Here is a 17,238-nt window from a genome sequence, read left to right as displayed (position 1 = left end):
CTGTCTCAGGCCCCTAGCTCCTGTCCCGGCCCCCGCGAGCCGGCCGCCGGGGTCGCCGCGGCGCTTGGCGCATTCGACGCCCGGCGTTCACCCGGCTGACGTAGCGTGAAGCCATGGCTCCGACACCTTTGCTCGGTTCCCGGACGCTCGACCGGCAGACGGCGCGCACGCTGCCGCCCGGTCCGCGATGGCCCACGTTGGCTCAGACCGTACTGTTCGCGAGTCATCGCCGGACGTTCTTCCCCCGGATGCGGGCCAAGTACGGCGACGTGTTCACGATCCGCCTGGTCCCGTCCAGCCGCGTGTGCGTCGTACTGAGCCGGCCGGACCACATCCGCGAGGTGTTCGGCAGTCCGCCGGCGGTGATGCACGCGGGCGAGGGCAACATGGTCCTCGAACCGATCATGGGCTCGCACTCGCTCCTGCTCCTGGACGACGAGGACCACGTCCGGATGCGGCGGCAACTGATGCCGGCCTTCTCCGGCCAGGCACTGCGCGGGTACGCCGGGATGGTGCACGAACTGGCTCGAGCGGACGTCGCGAAGTGGCCTGTCGGCACGCCGTTCAAGGTGCACGAGCGGATGCGGAACCTGACCCTGGAGATCATCCTCCAGGTCATCTTCGGCGTGACGGACACCGACCGGCTGAACATGCTCCGGCCGCTGCTGGACAAGATCGTCTCGGTGTCGCCGGTGATCATGCTGGGTGGGTTTTACCCGGCGCTGCTCCGGATCCGGCCGTGGCGGACCTACCTGACCACCCAGCGGCAGGTCGACGAGATCCTGTACGACGAGATCGCCAGGCGCCGCGGGAACTTGGCCGGACGCAACGACGTACTGTCCCGGCTGCTTGCCGCGGGCAACTGGACCGACGAGGAACTGCGGGACCAGCTGGTCACGCTGCTGCTGGCCGGGCACGAGACGACCGCGACCGCGCTGGCCTGGACGTTCCACGAGCTGGCCCGCCGCCCGGAGGAGCTGGCCTTCGGTCAGCGGGCCGCGGACGCGGATGCCGACGACGAGCTGGAGGCGATCGTCAAGGAGGCGATGCGGCTGCACCCGGTCGTGTACCAGGTGGGTCGCCGGCTGACCGAGACCGCGGACGTCGCCGGCTACCGGTTGCCGCGCGGTACGACGATCATGGCCGCGATCGGACTCGTGCACCGCGACGGGGAACACTTCCCGATGCCGATGGACTTCCGGCCGCACCGCTTCCTGTCCGACGATCCGCCGGCGCCGGGGACGTGGATCCCGTTCGGCGGCGGAGCGCGGCGATGCATCGGAGCCGGCTTCTCCCTGATGGAAGGCACCGAGATCCTTCGCGCCGCGCTCGCCGCCTACGACTTCGAGGCTCCCGACCCGAAGCCCGAGCCGGCCCAGGCCAAGAACGTCACTCTGGTCCCGCGCCGCGGGTCCGTCGTGCGGGTCACGCCCAGGTAGGACTCAGTCCTCGGGGTCGCCGACGTCGCCCAGGTCGACGTTCTCGTAGGACTCGAGGTCCTCCTCGTCGTCGTCCTCGAGCTCGAAGGAGTCCTCGTCGTCGACGACGTGGACGGCCGCCTCCTCGGCGGAGGCGGCGGCACCGTCGAAGCCGACGTCCTCGGCGACCAGTTCGTCGTCGGCGTCGTCGTGCGCGCCCTCGTCCGGGGCGACCAGGCGGCCGGAGCGCTGCACCCCGACCTCGGGACCGCCGACGTCCTCACCGTCCTCGGCGTACGGGTCGACGTCCGGCTCCTCCTGGGCGATCCGCTGGTCCAGCGTCTCCCCCTCCAGCGCCTCGTCGGCCGTCGTACCGAATCCTTCGCCCGCGGACCACTTCTCCGGCGGCGAGTAGCCCTCGTCGAGCAGATCGTCCACACCCCGGTCGTTCAGGGTGTCCTCCGCCTGCAGCTGGTCCTCGTCATCGACGCTGTAGCTGCCGTAGTCCTCACGGTTGTTCTCGGTCATGCAGCAACCTTGACCGTCGGGCGCGGCCGAAGCAAGCCGGAGGGCTCGTGCCGCAGAATGGGGCGCGTGGATCCGGTCAGGTTGACATTGGACCAGTTGCGGGAGCTACGCGACGATATCGCGCCGTACGCCGCCCGCCGTTCGCGCGACTCGATCCGCCGCCGGGTGGACCGCCTGCGGAGCCGGTCCTTCTTCATCGGCCAGTGCGCCCTCGCCGCCGGCGTGGCGTGGGCCATCGCCCGGTACGTCGTCGGCCACCCGCAACCGTTCTTCGCGCCGGTCGCGGCGATGGTCTGCCTCGGGTTCAGCTTCGGTCAGCGACTGAGCCGGGTCGCCGAGTTGATGGTCGGGGTGGCGGTCGGAGTCGGCGTCGGGGACGGGTTCGTCCGCATCTTCGGCACCGGGGTCCCCCAGATCGTGTTCGTGGTCGCGCTGGCCATGAGCCTCGCCCTCCTGCTGGGCGCGGGCACGCTGATGAGCACCCAGGCCGGCGTTCAGGCCGCGCTCGTCACCACCCTGCTGCCGAACCCGAGCGCCGGCTTCAGCCGCTGGATCGACGCGGTCGTTGGCGGGCTGGTCGCACTGGCCGCCGCCACGATCGCCCCGGCCGCGGCGATCAGCCGTCCACGGCAGCAAGCCTCCGCGGTGCTGAACGAGCTGTCCGAGATCTTGGTCGAGACCGCCAACGGCCTCCGGTCCCGGGCGGAGGACGCGGCCGGCGACGCGCTGCGCCGGGCCCGCGCCAGTGAGTCACTCCTGGACGACCTGCGCAGCGCCGCGGACGAGGGCGTCGCGGTGGTCCGGCTGTCGCCGTTCCGTCGCCGGCACCGTGGCCGGGTCCAGGAGATCGCCGACCTCGTCGTACCGCTGGATCGCGCGATCCGGAACATCCGGGTCCTGGTCCGGCGCTGTGCGGTGGCGGTCTGGCGCGACGAGGCGATGCCGCCCGAGTTCCCGAACCTGCTCGAGCGCCTCGCCGACGGCACTCGGCTGATCGGCGAGTCGCTGTTCGAACCGCACGCCGACGTCGCCGCCCACCGCGTGCTCGGCGAGCTCGGCCGCCGTACGGCGGAGATGCCGCTGCCGACCGGACTGTCGGCGGTCGTGGTGCTCGCCCAGATCCGGTCCACCGTGGTCGACCTGCTCGAGCTGACCGGGACGACGTACGACGAAGCCCGCAAACTCGTCCCGCTCCGCCCCGACGGGCTGGATGAGAAGTAGCTCACACCAAAGATCTGCCGGATTCCCGTCATAGCCGGGGTCGGGGTGCGTCTCACCGGCATGACGATCCACCGACTGATGACCACGATGGCCACCGAGCAGGGCCGCCTGCACGGTGACGAGCAGGTCGTCGAGACGACCACCCGGACCACGGACGACCGGAGCGACGCCGCCGCCGAGCAGTAACTGGCGCGAACCGGACGAACGGATCCCGGCAGCGCACCCGGACGGCCTTGCCCACCGAGCTAGACCGCACGGATGTTCGCACACCAACGCAGAGGCGCCCCGTGCGAGGCGCCGCCGGATCCGTCTGGTGCACCACCACAGGGGTGCACCCCAACCACCCGCCGGCTGTCCTGACGCCGCTTGCGCGAGGCTCAGGCCGGACCGGCGGGTGGTTCTTGTTTGCAGGGAAGGAGTGGAGAGGTTAGTTGCCGTAGGCCACGGTGATCTCGGTGGTGACCGAGTTGGCGATGAAGCACTCCTGGTGGGCCAGGTGGTGCATCCGCTCCAGCACCTCCGCGTCCGGCTCCGGGCCGGCCCAGACGATCTTCGGGTTCAGCGTCACCTGGGTGATCGCCAGCCGGCCGGCGTCGTTCTTCGCCATCACGCCGACCGCGTGGTCGTCGTACGCGTCGACGACCAGGCGCTTGCGCGCCGCGATCGCGAGGAAGGTGAGCATGTGGCAGGACGACAGGGACGCCACGAACGCCTCCTCGGGATCGACCGGGCCCGGGTTGCCGAGGTACTTCGGGTTGGCCGAGCCGGGCACGGTGATCCCGCCGTCGAAGCGCCACTCGTGGTCGCGGTTGTAGACGTCGTAGGTGAACTCGTGCTCACCGCGGCTCCAACTGACGTCGACCACGTGCTCCGACATGCTCAGCTCATCCTTCCGATAGGGCCGCCTTGGCGGTCGCCGTGACGGGATTGCATCGTACGGGAGTGTGCCCGGGCAGCTTGGCGACGAAGTCGCTGTCGTAGCGGGCGGCCATCCCGGCGACCGGGAAGTCCGTGGTCACCCACTGGGCGCCGCTGGCCAGCCCGATCCCGAGCCGGGTGTAGTCCTTGTCACGGATCGTCGCCATCGGCTCGTCCGACCGGGTCCGGACCAGATAGCCCTTCGTCACCAGCCGCTGGATCTCGGCCTGGTTCGCGCCGCGCGGGTCGTTCACCTCGGTGACCGCGGCGTCCGGCGCGCCTTCCGGACCGCGGGTGAAGACCGCCCGGCCCTCGAGGTTCGGCTTGCCGGCGGTGTAGATGTCGCGGATCTCACCGGGTCCGCCGTTGTCGAAGTAGAACATCACCTGACCGCGGACGCTGCTCAGCGTCGGCCAGCCCTTGGTCAGCACCGACTGCTCGAGGGTCAGGCCCGGCTTGCGGACGTCGTCGGGCGAGAGCAACTCGTCCGCGGAGAACACCGAGCGGATCTCGGTGTCGACGCTGTCCAGGTTCGCCGCATCCCACGGCGGCGCCTGCACGCCACCGGCCGCGACCACGTTCGGGTCGGACTGCTTGAGTTCGAGGTTGATCGCGATCGGCACGTGGTTCGGGTGCTGGTCGGACCAGGTCTTCACCTGCTGCAGGCAGAGCACGAACGTGTCGCAGTTGGTGTTGTAGTCGAAGTCCGGGATGTGCATGACCTTGATCCCGGGCTGCGCCATCGCCGGGTCGGTCAGCGGACCCTGGCCGGTCAGCTTCCGGATCAGCGGGTAGGTGTAGAGGCCGCCCTGCGGGTCGGGGAAGAGGTCGAGCTCGAGCGACCGGACGTTCTGGTCCTCCAGTTGCTGGGTGATCGGGGCGTGCGAGTACCAGAGGTCGACCGAGCCCGGGTTCTGCTGCTGCTGGACCTTCTGCTCGTTCGGGCTGAGCTCACGGTGGTAGGAGTTGTGCGAGCCCACCACCTGCATCTGGTTGAGACGCAGGCTGCTCCCGGCGGCGTGCGGTTCGTTCCGGGTGATCGCCGTACCCGCGAGGCCGGACGCCGCGATCGCGGTGGACGCGAGGCCTGCGACCACTGTTCTGCTCAAACGCATGTCGTTCCCCTCCTGTGGATGACACCGATTGACGGCAATCTGTCACAGGAAGGTGGCAACGTCTTCCCCCCAAAGCGTGGACAATGAGCAACATGGTGACATCGGGGGCATATCCCTTGCGCCGGACGCCGACCCAGGACCGGGCCAGCCGGCAGGTCGAGCGGATCCTGGACGCGGCCTGCGCCGAGGTGGTCGAGCGCGGGTACGACGCCGCGTCGACGAGCGGGATCGCGAAGCGGGCCGAGATCGCGGTCGGCAGCGTGTACCGGTACTTCCCGGACAAGCGGAGCCTGATCCAGGCGATCGAGCGGCGCAACCAGGCCCGCTACACCGAGGCGGTCCGCGACCGGCTGGCGTCGGTGACCAGCTGGCGTGCGGCGGTCGACGTCACTCTCGACACCTTCCGCGAGATGCACCGGACCGACCCTGGCTTCCGCGCCGTCGCGCTCAGCGGCCTCGGCGACCCGGACCTCGAAACCAAGCCCGGCGAGTTCGACGACCAGCACGCCGGCGAGTTCGCTGAACTCCTGACCGCCCGCTTCGGCGCCCGCAACAGCCTCGAGTTCCGCCTGGCGGTCAGCCTCAGCATCACCATGGGCGAATCCCTGGCCCACCTGGCCGACCGACTGCCCCTGGACGAGGCGGAGTACGTCCTGTCCCAAGGCCGTCCGGTCCTCTACAACCTACTGTCCCCGCACCTGCCGTCGTGACGGCAGGTGCGGTGGAAAACTGAAAGGCCCCCGCCACTCGGGCGAGGGATGGAGGATCAATGCTGACCGCGGTCGCGGTCTAGGCCCTAGGGCTGTGGAACCGGGTCCGCGCTGCGCGGGCCGAGGGTGGGCCAGTGGCTGACTCGGCCGGCGATGCGGGCCCGGCGGGGCGTGCGAACGTCGTAGCTGACGATGACGCGGTCGCCCTTGGTGTAAGTAATGCGGCTCCCGGCGGGAAGTTTGCGAGTGACCTCGAACGGTCCCTCGCCCCGGCGGGTGTAGTACTCGACGGTGACCTCGGTGTATTCCGCCGGGGCCCCGCTGTCCAGCTGACCGCGGACCGGGCCACGAACCCGGATCACCCGTCCAGCCGTCTTCTCCTCCGTGCCCGACGGGGTCTCGTTCCGCCGGAGACCGGCGATCACGTCCGCCGCGATGCATGCCGTGACCAGCAGCACCAGGCCGAACCCACCGAGCACAACGATCGTCAACATGGCACTCACCCCCGACGCGCCGCCCGCGAGCGACGCGGTCGTCGTAGTCGAACTGCCTGCGCGGCCCTTGCCGCACACTGGTGAGACGCCACCCGGACCCCATCGGTTCCAGGTCAGGACAAAGAATTCGCCACGTCAGTTTCCGCCCATGCCGAACTGGTACTGCAGGGGCACCGGCCGGTTGGTTCCAAGGGCCTCCTCGGCCTCGCGCCAGTAGTCCGTCAGCGGGTTGGCACCCTCGCGAACGGTGGCGAGCTGGATTCCTGCGGCCAGCAAGTCGTGGGCACTCTGCGGGTCGCCGGTCTGCACTGCGTGCCGGACGCGCAGCAGCCGGATCCGCGGGTCGTCGGGAGCGCTCTCGAGCATGCGCTCAGCGCGCGCGACGTCCATGTCCAGCGCCGCGGCCACAGCCTCCGCGACGAGCGGCACCAGCTCGGGCCGCAACGCAACCGCGTGCTCGTAGTACGACAGGTCGCCGGTCACCAACCCCAGATTGCGCAGCGCCCACGGGTTGTCCCCGGACTGCAGCCACGCCGCGACCGCGCCGTCCACATCACCGTCGTAGTGCCGCGCAACACCCCGGTGATACCAGACCAGCCAGTTGTCCGCGGCCTTCTCCAGCAACTCCCGCCACCCAACCAACGTCCCATCAGGTACGCCGTCAACCGCAGCCAATCGCCCGTCCAGCAAGGGCAACCACGCCCGCTCCCGCGACGTCATCGTGTCCTCGGCGAACGGCGTACCCGCCGACACCGACCACCCCGTGCGGGCCAGCTCCAGCGCACCCCACCCCGAACCGACCGCGAGCCGCTCGACCGGCGCAGCATCCACAACCGCCAGCCACTCCCGCTCCCGCACCGGCAGCTCGTCGAGCACCGGACGCAACGCCTCAGCCCCGGCACCACGCGCCGTCCGCCAGTCGTCCGAGTGCGCGGCCACCGGATCAACCGACATCCGCCCGTAGGCTTCCATCCAGTGCCAAGAAGTTGCTGCGGGCAACTTCAGGTGCTCCATCTGTGTCCGCGCCAGCCCCGCCTGGATCTCGGCGTACCCCGAACCCGTAAGCCCCGGCGCCACCCACTCCTGCCACCGACGTCCACCGGCGCCTTCACCCCACACGAACAACTTCCGTCCCCGCAATCGCTCCGTCGACACCTGCGCCAGCCCATGGCCGGAAGCGTCGACAGACGCGATCCACGGCCGCTCGCCGGCCAGCGGCTCGAAGAAGAAGTCGACCGCCCGCCCGTGCCGCATCGGATACGTCAGATCCGAGTCCTCATAACGGGGTACGTCGATCAGGTCGAGCCGGCGGCTGTACCCGTACCGCCACGCCTGATCCGCCGGCACCAGCACCCGCGTCTCCGGCGACTGCTCGACCGCGATATTCGACCACCAATACGCCGGGACCTCGCTGTCGGACGGGTTCTGCAGCCGGACCCCGACGTACAGGAACTCCGATGACTCCGGTAGCCAGAAGTCGAGCTGCGTGACGAGGTTCCGGGTCCGTTCCAGCTCCCAGAGGCGCAACACCGGCGTACCGTCCGGCCCCACGACCCGGGCTGCGTGCATCGAGGCGCAGGTGCCCGTCCAGTGGCCCGTGCTGCCGACGTTCCACTCGACGCCGCCGGCGAACCAGGCATTGCGGAGGGCAAGGTTCGCGGGCTGGAAGACGGGGTTGCGGTAGAGCAACTCCTGCCCGCCGGCCTTGTGGACGAGCGAGTAGAGGCGGCCGCCGAGACTCGGTAGGAGGGTCGCGCGGAGGTGGTCGTTCTCCAGCACCAGGGCCGGGAACGTGGTGTCGACCAGCGAGCGGTCGTATCCGTCCTGGTTCAGGCACGGCAGCGTGCTGTGCAGGCGCCCGTACTGGATGTTCTCGCGCAGCTCGTCCGGCAGTCCGGCGAGGTTCTCGACCTGGTGGAGTTCCTGCTGGGTGCGCAGCGGGGCGAGCGGGTTCTCCGGCCCGAGGGAGGCGGCGGGCAGGACAAGCTCAGTTGCGGAAAGGATCGTCACATCCCTCATCCTTTCAATTGCGCTATACATGGACACCATGGACGCCGATGTGATCGTTGTCGGGGCGGGACTGGCCGGGCTGGCCGCGACGGCCGAGCTGGCCGACGCGGGCCGGAAGGTGCTGCTGCTGGACCAGGAGCCGGAGGCGTCCCTCGGCGGCCAGGCGTTCTGGTCGTTCGGCGGACTGATGTTCGTCAACTCCCCCGAGCAGCGCCGGATGGGGATCAAGGACTCGCGCGACCTCGCACTGCAGGACTGGCTCGGCTCGGCCGGGTTCGACCGGCTCGACGACGAGGACAGGTGGGCCCGGCAGTGGGCCGAGGCGTACGTCGATTTCGCGGCCGGTGAGAAGCGCCCGTGGCTGCATGCCCAGGGCGTGCGGTTCTTCCCCGTGGTCGGCTGGGCCGAGCGCGGTGGCTACAACGCCGACGGTCACGGCAACTCGGTGCCCCGCTTCCACATCACCTGGGGCACCGGGCCGGGGCTGGTCGCGCCGTTCGAACGGCGGGTCCGGGAGGCGGTCGCGAAGGGTCTGGTCGAGTTCCGGTTCCGCCATAGGGTCGACGAGCTGACGGTCACCGGCGGTGTGGTCGACGGCGTCGCGGGCAAGGTGCTGGAGCCGAGCGACGTCGAGCGCGGGGTCTCGAGTTCACGCGTCGAGGTGGGCGACTTCAGCCTGACCGCCCAGGCGGTGATCGTCACGTCCGGCGGCATCGGCGGCAACCACGATCTGGTCCGCGCGCAGTGGCCGAAGCGGATGGGTGAGCCGCCGAAGCGGATGATCTCCGGCGTCCCCGCGCACGTCGACGGGCGGATGCTCGCGATCACCGAGAACGCCGGCGGCCGGTACGTGAACCGCGACCGGATGTGGCACTACACCGAAGGCATCCAGAACTGGGACCCGATCTGGCCGATGCACGGGATCCGGATCCTGCCCGGTCCGTCCTCGCTCTGGTTCGATGCCACCGGCAAGCGACTGCCGGTGCCGCTGTTCCCCGGCTTCGACACCTTGGGGACACTCGAGCACATCATGACGACCGGGTACGACTACACCTGGTTCGTGCTCACCCAGAAGATCATCGAGAAGGAGTTCGCCCTCTCCGGCCAGGAACAGAACCCGGACCTGACCGGCAAGGACATCAAGGGTGTGCTCGGCCGGGCGCGCGGCGGTGCGACCGCCCCGGTGCAGGCGTTCATGGACAAGGGTGCCGACTTCGTCGTCCGCGGCAACCTTCCGGACCTGGTCCGCGGGATGAACGACCTGACCGGCGACAACCTGATCAACTTGGACGACCTGGAGCGGCAGATCGTCGCCCGTGACCGCGAGCTGACGAACACGTTCACCAAGGACCTGCAGATCACCGCGCTGCGCGGTGCCCGGAACTATCGCGGCGACAAGCTGATCCGGGTCGCGTCACCGCATCGCATCCTCGATCCCAAGGCCGGCCCGCTGATCGCCGTACGGCTGAACATCCTCACCCGCAAGTCGCTCGGCGGCCTGCAGACCGACCTGGACTCCCGCGTGCTGCGCACCGACGGTACGCCGCTGCCCGGTGTCTACGCGGCCGGCGAGGTGGCCGGCTTCGGCGGCGGCGGCATCCACGGCTACCGCTCGCTCGAAGGCACCTTCGTCGGCGGCTGCCTCTTCACCGGACGTACGGCGGGACGCGCGGCAGCGAAGGCCAGCTCTTGACTCGCGTCCCGGGCGCTGAGCACCAGGAGCTCGCCGAGCTGGACGACCTGACCACGACCGGCACCGTCGCGTCCGGCCACACGAACCCGGCGGACTATGTAGGTACCACCCACGCCGGTCTGCCCACGCACTCGGGTGTGCCGGGCATCCAGCTCGACGGCTACTTCCCGTCCGGCACGCACACGAACACCAACCACGGCTGGAACCACGACGCCCAGTTCGTCATCCGGCTGCCGGAGACGTGGAACGGCAGCCTGGTCGTCTCCGGTGCACCCGGCGTGCGAGCGCAGTACGCGAACGACACGGCGATCTCCGACTACGTCCTCTCGCTGGGCTACGCGTACGCCGCCACCGACAAGGGCAACACCGGCGCCGAGTTCTTCGCCGGCAGCCGCGAACCGGGCGACGCCATCGTCGAGTGGAACGCCCGGATGACCGAGCTCACCCTGGCCGCCAGGGAGACCGTCGCGCAGCACTACGGCCGGCCGGCCGACGAAGTGATCGCGGCCGGTGTCTCGAACGGCGGATACCTGGTCCGTTGGCAACTCGAGAATCATCCGGAGCTCTACACCCGCGGCGTCGACCTGGAAGGGACGTTGTGGACGGTGGACGGGCCCAACCCGTTCAGATCTCTGCCGTTGGCAATCAGGGGCTATGAGCAACAATCCCCGGAGCTGATCACGGCGGCCGGCTTCGATCCGCGGTCGGACTTCCTCTGGGAGTACCACTACACGGTCTACTGGCCATTGACCCAACGGATCTACACCGCCGAACTCGATCCGTCGTACTCGGGCGGCGAAGCCGACTACGACTACCTGCAACGGCCCGAGGCGCACCGGGCGATCGCGCGCTTCGCGCTGACCGGGAAGATCGGCAAGCCACTGCACACGATCCACGGGACGTACGACTGCCTGCTCCCGATCACGCAGAACTCCGATGCCTACGCGGAGCTGGCAGCCCCGACCGGCCTGCACACGTACCAGCGGGTCGAGGCGGGCAACCATCTCGACGGTCTCGTCGACGTCTACCCCGACCAGCTGGTACCGCTCGTCCCCCTGCTGCAGCAGGCGATCAGAACACCATGCTGAGCAGATCGGCGAACAGCTCCTGTTCGTCGATCTCCAACCCGCGGTTGGTGAACCAGGTCGCCATGTTGTGGCAGTCCCGGAGCAGGAAGTCCATGCCCTTCGGATTGCCGACGATGTCGACGACCTGAGGCAGGTCGATCATCACGATCCGATCCCCCTGGGCGAGGACGTTGTACGGCGACAGGTCGCCATGAGCCAACCCCGCCCTGGCCAACTCGCGCATCCCGTGCCGGACCTGCTCGAAGTACTGACCGAGCAGTTCCTTCGACGGCCGGACCTGGGCGAGCCGCGGCGCGGCACCGCCCTCACCGTCGTCGATGAACTCCATCAGCAACTCGGTGCCGTCGACCTGCACCGGGTACGGCACCGGGACGCCGGCCTTCCACAGCTGGCACAGCGCACCCCACTCGGCACCCGCCCATTGCCCTGCGGCGACGCTGCGGCCGTGCGAGGTCTTCTTCGCCATCGCGCGGGTGTCCCGGCTGTTGCGGGTACGGCGCCCTTCGACGTACGACGTACTGCGATGGAAGGACCGGTGTTCCTCGGTGCGGTACCGCTTGGCGGCGAGCAGCGAGGAACGGGCCGGGTTGCCGCCGATGGCTTCGACGGCGCGCTCGACCAGGAAGACGTCGGCTTCCTTGCCGGTTTTGAGGACGCCGAGCTCGGTGTCGATCGCGGCCTGTTCCGTCACGACCCAGTCGGGTCGTGGATCCGGGCCGCGAGAACCGCGCTCGACGTCCAGCCAGGTGGACCACCGCTGATCCGATCCCAGCGTCTCTTCCACTTCCTGGAAGTGAAAGACGAACGCGTCGGCGGGATCGGGTTCGGACTCGTCGCGGGTCAGATCGGCCCAGCGGGAGTCGAAGTCGGGGAAGTTGTCAGAAAGGTCGTGCTCGGTACGAAAGACGTCGGAAGACATCTGGTGTGCTCCTGAACCTTGAGGTGAGACTGACGCGGACATGCCGCAGCACAGTGATGGCCATCCGTCAGCCCTCCTTAGGTCCAGGCAGCGCTCGTCGCCGCTCGGCTGAACCAGCATGCACGCCCGCTCCCGGGCGCGCAACGTATTTATCGCAGCTGTGAACGCGCGGTCGGCCGGAGGCGGAGCTCCTGGGCTGGTGAGGCCGACCGGCAGACCAGTTCCGGCAGCACCTGCCGCTGCCACACCTCCGACACCGCGAGCCGCCGGCGATGCTCGTCGTACGCCGCCTCGTCGTCGAACCGGGCGAACCACGCGAGCACGACCTCGTCCCGCAGCGGCAGCGCCGGAAAGTTGTTCTCGGCAACCAAAGTCTCGAAGACCGCGACCGGCTCGGCACCGGTGGCGGTCAGCGCCGGTACGACGTGATCGGTGAAGAACTCGACGAAGCCGTCGTCGGGCGAACCCCGGTGGTACACGGCTCCGGCGACGATCGAGCCGGGGACCTCCGTCGTACCTCTTGGTGGGCGGGGTGAATCCAGGCGCGGGTAGGCCGGGCCGAGGTGCAGCGGTTCGAGGAGGAGCGCGTTGTCGGAGTCGATCATCGTCTGGTTCGCGGTCGCGGCGTGCTCACGCCAGATCGGGCCGTAGTAGAACGCGTTCAGCGCCTGGGCCCGGGTGGGCAGGTCGGCGAAGCCGCGGATCCAGACGAACCGGTCGGGGTCGTCGAGGTCGCGGAACTGACCGACGATGTGCATCCCGGCCGCTTCCTGCCCTTCGACGAAGTGGTCGTCGAAGACCTCGACCAAGGTGTCACGCCGCCCGGGATGCAGCGTGTACTGACGCAGGTCGACCACGGCGCAGCACTCGTCCATGGGCGTGAGTCAATCAGGGAAACCTGACAGAAGCTGTCAGGCTTCAGCGCAATTTCCGCACCGCCTGGTCGAGTCGTTCGACGCCGCGGACGATCTCGTCGGCGGACGCCGCGGCCGCATAGCTGAATCGCAGATGCCGGGTCGGACCGCCGGGCAGGTAAAAGTTCCGCCCCGGGCTGACCGAGACGCCTTGGCGAACTGCTTCGGCGACGACCTGATCGTCGACCATTCCGTCGGGCAGTGTGGTCCAGAGGTGATAGCCGCCGGGCCGGACCGCGTCGATCGTCAGGTGCGGACTCCGCTCCGCCAGGCTCTGCGTCAACGTCTGCCGTCGCTCCCGCAATGCCGCCGCCAGTCGGCGGAGGTGCGTCGCGTAGGACGGTGACGTCATCAACTCCAGTGCGGTCTCCTGCATCGGCCTGGGTACGAAGAAGCTGTTGATCACATGGGTGTCGCGGAGCCGCGCGTACGCCGCTCCGCGCGCGGTGAGACCGGAGATGCGCAGGCTCGGCGAGGTGGGTTTGGTCAGCGACCGGATGTGGACGACGTGACCGTCGGGGTCGTCCGCGGCCAGCGGTTGGGGCAGGTCGGGCGCGTCATCGTGGACCAGGCGGCGGGTGAAGTCGTCCTCGATGACGAAGGCGCCGGCTGCGCGGACCGCTTCCATCAAGCGCGCTCTGCGCGGCGGCGCGAGTACGGCACCGGTCGGGTTCTGGAACAGTGGTTGGCAGACCAGCACGCGGGCGCCTGAGGTTGCGAACGCCTCTTCGAGGAGTTCGACGCGGAGGCCGTCCGCGTCGACCGGGACGGGGATTGTCCGCAGGCCGGCCGCGGCGGCAGCCGCGAGCGTTCCCGGGTACGTCGGGGCTTCGACCAGCACTGCTTGACCAGGATCGGTCAAGGCTCGCAACGCGGTCACCAGCGCGGTCTGGCCGCCTGAACTGATCAGCACGTCGTTCGCACCGATAGGGCCCTCTCGTCCACAGATGTCGGCCGCAAACCAGGCCCGCAGTTCGGGGAGCCCATCAGCCGGCGCACGCGTCCAGGTCCCGGGCCGGCGTCCCGCCCGTCCGATCGCGTCCGCCAGCGCCCTGCTCGGCTGAAGCGACTCGTGCAGGTAACCGGTCGACAGATCGACGACCCCTTCGGCGGGAGCCGCCAGCATCAGCATCATCGGCGCGATGTCGGGCCGACTCGTCCTGAGCGCCTCCTCCTGCCACGACAGGTCAGCCGACGTCGCCGGTCGGCGCGGCGCACGCTCGCTGACGAACACGCCCGCCCCGGGCCGCGAGCTGACAACCCCTTCAGCCATCAACACGGTGACCGCTCGCGACAACGTGACCGGACTGATCCCCCACTGCCGCACCAACGTACGGCTGGACGGCAACCGCCCACCCGGCCCGGCGGACGTCACCTCCGCCCGCAACCGGCCGACCACCACACCCAGACTGCTATCGTGGTCCATGACAAGTCACGATAGCGCTACTGTCGCCCAGCGGAAAGCGATACCGCCCATCGGGGCCGGGACGGTCGCGGCGTTGGCCGGGGTGGCTGCTTTCTCGCTCAGCTTTCCGGCGACTGTCTGGGCGACTCGAGGGATGGGGCCGTGGACCGCGACCGGGGCGCGGGGGCTGTTGGCGGGAATGCTCGCGGCTGGGCTGCTGGGTGTGCTTCGGGTCAGGTGGCCGGAGCGGCGGGATCTGGCCGGGCTGCTGGTTGTTGCGGGTGGGTGTGTGATCGGGTTTCCGCTGCTGACCACGTTGGCGTTGCAGACCTCGACGACCGCGCACTCGGCGGTGGTGGTCGGGCTGCTGCCGATCGCGACAGCCTCCGCCTCGGCGGTGATGACGCGAAAGCGGCTGCCCGGGATGTTCTGGGGTGCGGCCGGCGTGGGCGCGGCGGCGGTCGTCGTGTTCACGCTGACCCAGCACCACGGCAGCGTGTCGATCGCCGACCTGTATCTCGTCGCGGCGCTGCTGGTCTGCGCGCTCGGATACGCCGAGGGCGGCCGGCTCGCCGGGCATCTGCCGGGCTGGCATGTGATCGCCTGGGCCGTGGTGCTCGCCCTGCCGATCAGCCTCGCCATCACGCTGATCGCCGTACCGCACGAACGCTTCGCTCCGACACTGTCGAGTCTCGTCGGCCTTGCTTACATCGCTGGGATTTCGCAACTCGGCGGGTTCGTCGTCTGGTATCGCGGCATGGGGATCATCGGCGTCGCGAAGGCCAGTCAGCTGCAGCTCGCCCAGCCCCTGCTCACCTTGGTGTGGTCGGTGCTGCTGATGAACGAGCACCTCCCGCTGACCGCTCCGATCACCGCGGTCGTCGTACTTCTTTGCATCGTCGTCACACAACGCACTCGTTTCAAACACGTGTAAGAGCTGAGTACTTGAAAGCGGCGCCCGAGTTTGATCTGGTGGAGGTAGTGGCTCAGCCGTGATGCCACCGACCTGCACGACGACACGACGAGGTTTCTCCCGTGACGACCGCAGCTCCCAGCACTGAGGACTCCAAACAGCGCATCGCCGACACCACCCATGAACTCCTGCTCGAAGCCGGCAGCACACCGGATCCGCGCCATCAGCAACTCCTGGACGAGGTCGTGATCCTGAACGCCCCGGTGGCCCGCTCGATCGCGTCGCGGTATCGCAGCAAGGGCGTGGACTCCGACGACCTCGAGCAGGTCGCCTACCTCGGCCTGGTCAAGGCCGCCAACGGCTACAAGATCGACGCGTCCACAGCCTTCCTGTCGTACGCCGTACCGACGATCAGAGGCGAGCTGAAACGGTACTTCCGCGACTGCGCGTGGACCGTCCGGCCGCCGCGGCGGGTCCAGGAGATGCAGGGCAGCATCGCCGCCGCCGAGCCCGAACTCATCCAGCGCCTCGGGCATGTCCCCACCGACGAGGAGACCGCCGCGGCACTCGGGACTGATCCGGCCGAGATCGCCGAGGCCAGCTCGGTCCGCGGCTGCTTCAGCACGCTGTCGCTGGACGCGCCCGGTGCGCCCGAGGGCGGCACCAGCCTGCTCGACACGGTGGCCGACGCCGAGGACGGGTACGACCTGGTCGAGAACGTGCACACCCTGACGCCGGCCGTCGCCGGTCTCGGGGACCGGGACAAGCGCATCCTCGAGCTGCGGTTCCGCAACGGCTTCACCCAGGAAGAGATCGGCCACGAGCTCGGCGTCAGCCAGATGCAGGTGTCCCGCCTGCTGCGCGGCATCCTCGACCGGCTCCGCACCGATCTGGCCGCACCGGACGGCGTACCGAAGAACGGGTAGTGGCCTGCGAGCCCACGCGGGGAGACGACTCACGCGGCGGGCTGACGGCGACCACTACCCGCTCGTCGGTACGGTAGCGTCGGCAGCGTGGACTTCGAGGAGGCGGCGGATGCGCTCTACGCGGCGCCGGCCGCCGACTTCATTGCTACTCGCAACGAGCTGGCCAAGCAGCTGAAGGCTGACGGCGATCAGCTCGGGTCGACCCGGCTGAAGGCGATGCGCAAGCCGACGGTCGCCGCCTGGGTGGCGAACCTGGTCGCCCGGAGCCTGCCGGACGAGCTCGACGATCTGCTCGCGCTCGGCGACGAGTTCCGCGAGGCGACCGCCGATCTCGACGGCGACCGGCTCCGGGACCTGACGCCGAAACGCCACCAACTGCTGGACAAGCTGTCCAAGGAGGCTGTCCGGCTGGCCTCGGACGAAGGCCAGAAGGTCAGCGCCGACGTCGGTCAGAAGCTGCGCGAGACACTCGACGCCGCCTTGATCGATCCGGCCGCGGGTGACGCGCTGCGGGAAGGCCGGTTGAGCAGCGCGCTGCGGCACGTCGGTTTCGGCGTCGTCGACGAGAACGGCGAACCCTCCAACGTCACCCCGCTCACCGACGAACGCCGGCAGGCCGCCCGCGACCGCCGGAAGGCGCAGCAGTCCGAGGCCGACAAGGAGTCGGCCGCCACGCGCGGCAAGCGGGAGGCCGCGGAGCGCGAAGCGGAAGAACGCGAGGCCGCCGAGAAGGCGAAGGCCAAGCAGGCGTTCGAGGACGCGGTCACCGCGGCCCAGACGGCCGAGGCGACGGTCGAGGACCTCGACAACCAGCTCGACGACGCCCGCGAAGCGCTGGCCGCGGCCCAGGAGCAGGTCAAACGACTCGGCGCCGAACTGGACGAAGCCCGGCGAGCCGCCCGCGACGCCCAGAAACACAGCCGCGAGGCACGGAAGCGCTACAACCGGCTCTGACTGACCTGGGTA

At 69.3% G+C, this 17,238-nt stretch carries 17 protein-coding genes; 9 read left to right on the top strand and 8 right to left on the bottom strand.

Annotated elements, in window-relative coordinates; translation table 11 throughout:
• Positions 1-113: 113 nt before the first annotated feature.
• Complete coding sequence (locus tag OG555_RS17635) at positions 114-1,439, top strand: cytochrome P450 (RefSeq protein ID WP_329483988.1); 1,326 nt, start codon at positions 114-116, stop codon at positions 1,437-1,439.
• Positions 1,440-1,442: 3 nt separating this feature from the next.
• Here the strand turns inward: OG555_RS17635 and OG555_RS17630 are convergent, their stop codons facing one another.
• Positions 1,443-1,946, bottom strand: coding sequence for a DUF5709 domain-containing protein (locus tag OG555_RS17630; RefSeq protein WP_328524265.1), 504 nt, complete (start codon positions 1,944-1,946; stop codon positions 1,443-1,445).
• Positions 1,947-2,012: 66 nt separating this feature from the next.
• Here OG555_RS17630 and OG555_RS17625 point away from each other — a divergent pair, with 66 nt between their 5' ends.
• Together OG555_RS17625 and OG555_RS17620 are read left to right on the top strand one after the other, a co-directional pair.
• Positions 2,013-3,167 (top strand): FUSC family protein, encoded by a 1,155-nt coding sequence (locus OG555_RS17625; protein WP_329483987.1) that lies wholly within the window; start codon positions 2,013-2,015, stop codon positions 3,165-3,167.
• 60 nt (positions 3,168-3,227) lie between these two features.
• Positions 3,228-3,353, top strand: a complete 126-nt coding sequence (locus OG555_RS17620) for a hypothetical protein (protein ID WP_329483986.1) — start codon at positions 3,228-3,230, stop codon at positions 3,351-3,353.
• 241 nt (positions 3,354-3,594) lie between these two features.
• On the opposite strand, the gene OG555_RS17615 is transcribed toward OG555_RS17620, so the two are convergent.
• The gene (locus OG555_RS17615; RefSeq protein ID WP_329483985.1) at positions 3,595-4,044 is read right to left on the bottom strand and encodes an OsmC family protein; all 450 of its coding nucleotides are present in this window, start codon (positions 4,042-4,044) and stop codon (positions 3,595-3,597) included.
• A 7-nt stretch (positions 4,045-4,051) separates the two neighbouring features.
• Positions 4,052-5,200 carry a phosphatidylinositol-specific phospholipase C1-like protein gene (locus OG555_RS17610; RefSeq protein WP_329483984.1) on the bottom strand — a complete coding sequence of 383 codons (1,149 nt, stop codon included), beginning with the start codon at positions 5,198-5,200 and terminating at the stop codon, positions 4,052-4,054.
• Between the two features lie 92 nt (positions 5,201-5,292).
• Between OG555_RS17610 and OG555_RS17605 the strand changes: the two genes are divergently transcribed.
• Positions 5,293-5,910: a TetR/AcrR family transcriptional regulator gene (locus OG555_RS17605; RefSeq protein ID WP_329483983.1), complete on the top strand. Its 618-nt coding sequence runs from the start codon at positions 5,293-5,295 to the stop codon at positions 5,908-5,910.
• Positions 5,911-5,996: 86 nt separating this feature from the next.
• Here the strand turns inward: OG555_RS17605 and OG555_RS17600 are convergent, their stop codons facing one another.
• Together OG555_RS17600 and OG555_RS17595 are read right to left on the bottom strand one after the other, a co-directional pair.
• Positions 5,997-6,404: a DUF3592 domain-containing protein gene (locus OG555_RS17600; RefSeq protein ID WP_329483982.1), complete on the bottom strand. Its 408-nt coding sequence runs from the start codon at positions 6,402-6,404 to the stop codon at positions 5,997-5,999.
• A 135-nt stretch (positions 6,405-6,539) separates the two neighbouring features.
• Entirely contained in the window at positions 6,540-8,414 is a 1,875-nt protein-coding gene (locus OG555_RS17595; protein ID WP_329483981.1) for a DUF5107 domain-containing protein, read from the bottom strand.
• 28 nt (positions 8,415-8,442) lie between these two features.
• On the opposite strand from OG555_RS17595, the gene OG555_RS17590 reads away from it, so the two are divergent.
• Positions 8,443-10,107 (top strand): FAD-binding dehydrogenase, encoded by a 1,665-nt coding sequence (locus OG555_RS17590; protein WP_329483980.1) that lies wholly within the window; start codon positions 8,443-8,445, stop codon positions 10,105-10,107.
• A complete protein-coding gene (locus OG555_RS17585) occupies positions 10,104-11,195 on the top strand; it encodes an alpha/beta hydrolase (protein WP_329483979.1) in 1,092 nt (363 codons plus the stop codon). Before OG555_RS17590 ends, OG555_RS17585 begins: the two co-directional genes overlap by 4 nt.
• Here OG555_RS17585 and OG555_RS17580 read toward each other — a convergent pair.
• From OG555_RS17580 to OG555_RS17570, 3 genes are all read right to left on the bottom strand, one after another.
• A complete protein-coding gene (locus tag OG555_RS17580) occupies positions 11,179-12,114 on the bottom strand; it encodes a serine protein kinase RIO (RefSeq protein WP_329483978.1) in 936 nt (311 codons plus the stop codon). The genes OG555_RS17585 and OG555_RS17580 overlap by 17 nt on opposite strands.
• Positions 12,115-12,263: 149 nt before the next feature.
• Positions 12,264-12,989 carry an NIPSNAP family protein gene (locus tag OG555_RS17575; protein WP_329483977.1) on the bottom strand — a complete coding sequence of 242 codons (726 nt, stop codon included), beginning with the start codon at positions 12,987-12,989 and terminating at the stop codon, positions 12,264-12,266.
• Positions 12,990-13,032: 43 nt separating this feature from the next.
• On the bottom strand, positions 13,033-14,454 hold the full coding sequence (locus tag OG555_RS17570) for an aminotransferase-like domain-containing protein (protein WP_329483976.1): 1,422 nt from the start codon (positions 14,452-14,454) through the stop codon (positions 13,033-13,035).
• Between OG555_RS17570 and OG555_RS17565 the strand changes: the two genes are divergently transcribed.
• The 3 genes from OG555_RS17565 to OG555_RS17555 all read left to right on the top strand — a co-directional run bounded on the left by OG555_RS17565 (position 14,453) and on the right by OG555_RS17555 (position 17,226).
• The gene (locus tag OG555_RS17565; protein WP_329483975.1) at positions 14,453-15,367 is read left to right on the top strand and encodes a DMT family transporter; all 915 of its coding nucleotides are present in this window, start codon (positions 14,453-14,455) and stop codon (positions 15,365-15,367) included. The genes OG555_RS17570 and OG555_RS17565 overlap by 2 nt on opposite strands.
• Positions 15,368-15,468: 101 nt before the next feature.
• On the top strand, positions 15,469-16,272 hold the full coding sequence (locus OG555_RS17560; protein ID WP_329483974.1) for a sigma-70 family RNA polymerase sigma factor: 804 nt from the start codon (positions 15,469-15,471) through the stop codon (positions 16,270-16,272).
• Between the two features lie 87 nt (positions 16,273-16,359).
• On the top strand, positions 16,360-17,226 hold the full coding sequence (locus OG555_RS17555) for a hypothetical protein (protein WP_329483973.1): 867 nt from the start codon (positions 16,360-16,362) through the stop codon (positions 17,224-17,226).
• Positions 17,227-17,238: the final 12 nt, after the last annotated feature.

Source organism: Kribbella sp. NBC_01484 (assembly GCF_036227145.1).
Lineage (GTDB): Bacteria > Actinomycetota > Actinomycetes > Propionibacteriales > Kribbellaceae > Kribbella.
The sequence above is the reverse complement of the archived record's forward strand: the minus strand, read 5'-3'. Positions and strand labels throughout refer to the sequence as shown.